This window comes from Fundidesulfovibrio sp. (assembly GCF_058402725.1).
This window is the reverse complement of the sequence record NZ_JBZVFJ010000202.1, coordinates 1-4738: the sequence shown is the minus strand read 5'-3', so window position 1 is coordinate 4738 and position 4738 is coordinate 1. Positions and strand designations below refer to the sequence as shown.

The window sequence follows — 4738 nt, the reverse complement described above, 5'->3', positions numbered from 1 at the left end:
GGGGCGCTGCCCCCGCACCCCCGGCAGGGCGCTGCCCTGCACCCGCCGGGGGGAGAGCCTCCCCCCGGACCCCGGCGGTTGCTTCGCCGGGACGCTGCCCAAGGAGGAAGCATGATCGTCAGCCAGAGCCTGGACCAGGACTACCTCGCGCGCTTCAGCGACGGCACGCGCGAGGCCCTCTCCGACACCACCCCGGAACACGGCGGCGCGGCCGCGGGCTTCTCCCCCCACGATCTGCTGGAGGCCGCCCTGGCCAACTGCATCGTGATCATCAGCCGGATGTATGCGAAAAAACACGGCATCCCCCTGGAGGGGGTGAAGGCCACGGTCACGCTCAAGCGCGACGACCCGGCCAAGGCCGTTTTCGAGTATTCCGTTGACTACCAGGGCGACATCACGCCCGAGCAGCGCGAGCGCCTGCTCAAAGCCATCTCGGCCTGCCCCGTGCACAAGACGCTCAAGCGGGAGATGGTCTTCACGCGGGTTTGAGTCCGCACGCGGCTGCCTGTGCTCCCGTCTTCGGGAATCGAACGAGTACCCGGGCGGCCTTGCCGCCCTTTTCTTTACGAACAACGCCAAGGCCCACGGAGGCCCACATGTCCACTTCGTCCAAGCCCTGGGGCGGCCGCTTTGCCGAGCCCACCTCCAAGATCGTCGAGCGCTACACGGGCTCCGTGCGCTACGACAAGGCCCTCTACGCCCAGGACATCGCCGGGTCCAAGGCCCACGCGCGCATGCTGGCCCGCCAGGGCGTCATCGGCCAGGAGGACGCCAGGAAGATCGTGGCCGGGCTGGACCTGGTGCTGGGCGAAATCCACGCGGGCACGTTCCAGTGGAAGGAGAGCCTGGAGGACGTGCACATGAACATCGAGGCCCGGCTCACCGAGCTGATCGGCGAGCCCGGCAAGAAGCTGCACACCGGCCGCTCGCGCAACGACCAGGTCTGCCTGGACTTCCGCCTCTACGTGAGCGCGCGCCTGGAGGTGTGGAGCGAGCTGCTGGCCGCCCTGGTGAAGGTGCTGGCCGACCGCGCGGGCGAGCACGCCGAGACCCTGCTGCCCGGGACCACGCACCTCCAGCCCGCCCAGCCCGTGAGCCTGGGGCATCATCTGCTGGCCTACGCCTGGATGTTCCGGCGCGATCACGAGCGCTGCCGGGACGCCCTGAAGCGCGCGGCCGTGTCGCCCCTGGGCGCGGCGGCCCTGGCGGGCACCACCTTCCCGCTGGACCCGGCCTCCGTGGCCGACGAGCTGCAGCTGAACGGGACCTTCCGGAACAGCCTGGACGCCGTCTCGGACCGCGACTTCGCCCTGGAGGCCCTTTTCGTGGGCACCACGATGATGATGCACCTCTCGCGCCTCTGCGAGGAGCTGATCCTCTGGGCCAATCCCAATTTCGGCTATGTGGCCCTGCCCGACGCCTACGCCACGGGCAGCTCCATCATGCCCCAGAAGAAGAACCCCGACGTGGCCGAGCTGATGCGCGGCAAGACGGGGCGCGTGTACGGGGCGCTCTTCACGCTCATGACCATCATGAAGGGCCTGCCCCTGGCCTACAACCGGGACATGCAGGAGGACAAGGAGCCCTTCTTCGACGCCGACCGCACGGTCAGCGACTCCCTGGCCATCATGGCCGAGATGATGCAGGCCATGGGCTTCAGGCCCGAGAAGATGCGCCAGGCCCTCAAACTGGGGTTCCTGAACGCCACGGAGCTGGCGGACTACCTTGCGGCCAGGGGCGTGCCCTTCCGCGAGGCGCACCACGTCGCGGGCTCGGCCGTGGCCCTGGCGGAGAAGTCGGGCAGGGGGCTTGAGGACCTCGCTCTGGAGGAACTGCGCGGGCTCTGCGACAAGATCGGCCCGGACGTGGCCGAGGTCTTGAAGTACGAGACGGCCGTGAAGCGCCGCAACACCCCCGGCGGCACGGCCCCGGAACGGGTGGAGGAGCAGATCGCGGCGCTGGAGAAGTGGCTTCTGGAACTGGAAAAGGGGGCGTAGGCCGGGAGAAGAGTGGCGGAAGCGTATAGGGGTCGAACCTACCGAAGGGGATGAGCCTTCCACTGGATTTGAAGTCCAGGCGCCACACCGGTGACGATACGCTTCCGTCCGGGGAACACCCCTCATAACCTTAAATCCTCATGAATACAACCTCGGGCGCATGGACAGCCCAGGTCCGAAGTGTTACCTGTGCTGGAGCGGGAAACTCCGCGGAGGAGCAGACTTGAACAATTTCACCAAGAACCTGGGCATCTGGGCGGTCATCTGCCTTGTCATGATCGTCCTGTTCAACCTGTTGAACCAACAGCCCCCCCAGGCGTCCAAACTCGCCTATTCCGACTTCCTCAAGAAGGCCACCTCCGGCGAGATCACGGCCGTGAAGATGCAGGGCAACCGCATCGAGGGAGTCACCAGCGACAATCACCGCTTCGGCACCTACGCCCCCTACGACCCCAACCTCGTCAAGACCCTCCTGGACAACAAGATCCAGGTGCGCGTGGAGCCCGAGGAAGAGTCGCCCTGGTACGTGAACGTCCTCGTCTCCTGGTTCCCCATGCTCCTGCTTATCGGCGTGTGGATCTTCTTCATGCGCCAGATGCAGGGAGGAGGCGGCAAGGCCATGAGCTTCGGGCGCTCGCGGGCCCGGCTCATCAACCAGGACACCCAGCGCGTCACCTTCCAGGACGTGGCCGGCGTGGACGAGGCCAAAGAGGAACTCTCCGAGATCGTGCAGTTCCTCTCCGACCCCAAGAAGTTCACCCGCCTGGGCGGTCGCATCCCCAAGGGCGTGCTCCTGGTGGGCTCCCCCGGCACGGGCAAGACCCTCCTGGCGCGCGCCGTGGCCGGCGAGGCGGGCGTGCCCTTCTTCTCCATCTCCGGCTCGGATTTCGTGGAGATGTTCGTGGGCGTGGGCGCGGCCCGCGTGCGCGATCTCTTCGTCCAGGGCAAGAAGAACGCCCCGTGCCTGATCTTCATCGACGAGATCGACGCCGTGGGCCGCCAGCGCGGCGCGGGCCTGGGCGGCGGACACGACGAGCGCGAACAGACCCTCAACCAGCTGCTCGTGGAAATGGACGGCTTCGAGTCCAACGAGGGCGTCATCCTCATCGCGGCCACCAACCGCCCCGACGTGCTCGACCCCGCGCTCCTGCGCCCCGGCCGCTTCGACCGTCAGGTGGTGGTGCCCACGCCGGACCTGCGCGGCCGCAAGCGCATCCTGGAAGTGCACACCCGCCGCACCCCCGTGGACGGCTCCGTGAACCTGGACGTGCTCGCCAAGGGCACCCCCGGCTTCTCCGGCGCGGACCTGGAAAACCTCGTCAACGAGGCCGCCCTCTCCGCAGCCAAGCTCGGCCGCGACAAGGTGGCCATGGCCGACTTCGAGATGGCCAAGGACAAGGTGCTCATGGGCAAGGAACGGCGCAGCCTCATCCTCTCCGACGAGGAGAAGCGCACCACCGCCTACCACGAGGCCGGGCACGCCCTGGTGGCCAAGCTCATCGAAGGCTCGGACCCAATCCACAAGGTCTCCATCATCCCGCGCGGCCGCGCCCTGGGCGTGACCATGCAGCTGCCCGAGGACGACCGCCACACATACTCCAAAACCTACCTGCTCAACTCCATCGTCATGCTCATGGGCGGACGCGTGGCCGAGGAAGTGGTGCTGGACCAGCTCACCACCGGCGCGGGCAACGACATCGAGCGCGCCACCAACATGGCCCGCAAGATGGTCTGCAAGTGGGGCATGAGCGACAAGCTCGGCCCCTTGAGCTACGGCGAAAAGGACGAGGAGATCTTCCTGGGACGCGACATGGTGGCCCACAAGAACTTCTCCGAGGACACCTCCCGCCAGATCGACATGGAGGTCCGCTCCATCGTGGAGGGTTGCCACGCCCGCGCCAGGCTGCTCCTCACCGGGGGCATCGAGCACCTCCACGCCATCGCCAAGGCCCTCCTGGAGCGAGAAACCATCTCCGGGGCCGACATCGACCTGATCATGAAGGGCGAAGACCTGCCCCCCGTGGAAATCCAGGCCGACGTGCCGCCCCCTGCCGCGCCCAAGGCCTCCGATCCCCAGGCCCCCGGCGACATCCCCGCCGACGCCCCGCCTCCGGCCGACGCGCCCGGCGACAAGGACTCCGGCCGTTAGCCCTGCCCCTATGCTGAACACCGCGCCGACCCCCGTCCGGCGGCGCTTCCGCCAATGACCGAATCGCGCCACGAAACCGGCCGCGAGGCGAAAGCCTCGCGGCCTTCCAGCTGGACCGTCCGGGACGGACGGGTCCTGGGACCGTCGACGCATCTGGTGATGGGCATCGTCAACGCCACGCCCGACTCCTTCTCAGACGGCGGGCGCTTTCCCGGCCCCGAGGCGGCCGTGGACCATGCCCTGGACATGCTGGACCACGGCGCGGACGTGGCCGACGTGGGCGGGGAGTCCACCCGGCCCTTCGCCCGGCCCGTGGACGCCGCCGAGGAGGAGCGCCGCGTGCTCCCGGTGGTGCGGGGCATCCTGGCGCGCAGGCCCGGCGCGGCGGTCTCCGTGGACACCACCAAGGCCCGCGTGGCCGCCCTGGCCCTGGAGGCAGGGGCCGTCATCGTCAACGACGTGTCGGCCTGCACGGCCGATCCCGGTCTCCTGGACGTGCTGGCCCAGCACAGGCCCGGCTACGTGCTCATGCATTCCCAGGGCGACCCGCGCACCATGCAGGTGCGCCCCGGCTACGGCAGCGTGCTGGCCG

At 68.4% G+C, this 4738-nt stretch carries 4 protein-coding genes and 1 tRNA gene; 4 read left to right on the top strand and 1 reads right to left on the bottom strand.

Annotated features, from left to right (window positions below; genetic code table 11):
* The first annotated feature begins 111 nt into the window (after positions 1–111).
* Together ACV4UX_RS17335 and argH are read left to right on the top strand one after the other, a co-directional pair.
* Positions 112–489 carry an OsmC family protein gene (locus tag ACV4UX_RS17335; protein WP_491594532.1) on the top strand — a complete coding sequence of 126 codons (378 nt, stop codon included), beginning with the start codon at positions 112–114 and terminating at the stop codon, positions 487–489.
* 107 nt (positions 490–596) lie between these two features.
* Entirely contained in the window at positions 597–1997 is a 1401-nt protein-coding gene (gene argH, locus ACV4UX_RS17330; RefSeq protein ID WP_491594531.1) for an argininosuccinate lyase, read from the top strand.
* A 13-nt stretch (positions 1998–2010) separates the two neighbouring features.
* Here the strand turns inward: argH and ACV4UX_RS17325 are convergent.
* Positions 2011–2103, bottom strand: a tRNA-Sec gene (locus tag ACV4UX_RS17325).
* 117 nt (positions 2104–2220) lie between these two features.
* On the opposite strand from ACV4UX_RS17325, the gene ftsH reads away from it, so the two are divergent.
* Both ftsH and folP read left to right on the top strand, forming a co-directional pair.
* Entirely contained in the window at positions 2221–4146 is a 1926-nt protein-coding gene (gene ftsH, locus ACV4UX_RS17320; RefSeq protein WP_491594530.1) for an ATP-dependent zinc metalloprotease FtsH, read from the top strand.
* A 54-nt stretch (positions 4147–4200) separates the two neighbouring features.
* Positions 4201–4738 (top strand): dihydropteroate synthase (folP, locus tag ACV4UX_RS17315; protein ID WP_491594529.1); only part of this gene is annotated, 538 nt, incomplete at its 3' end.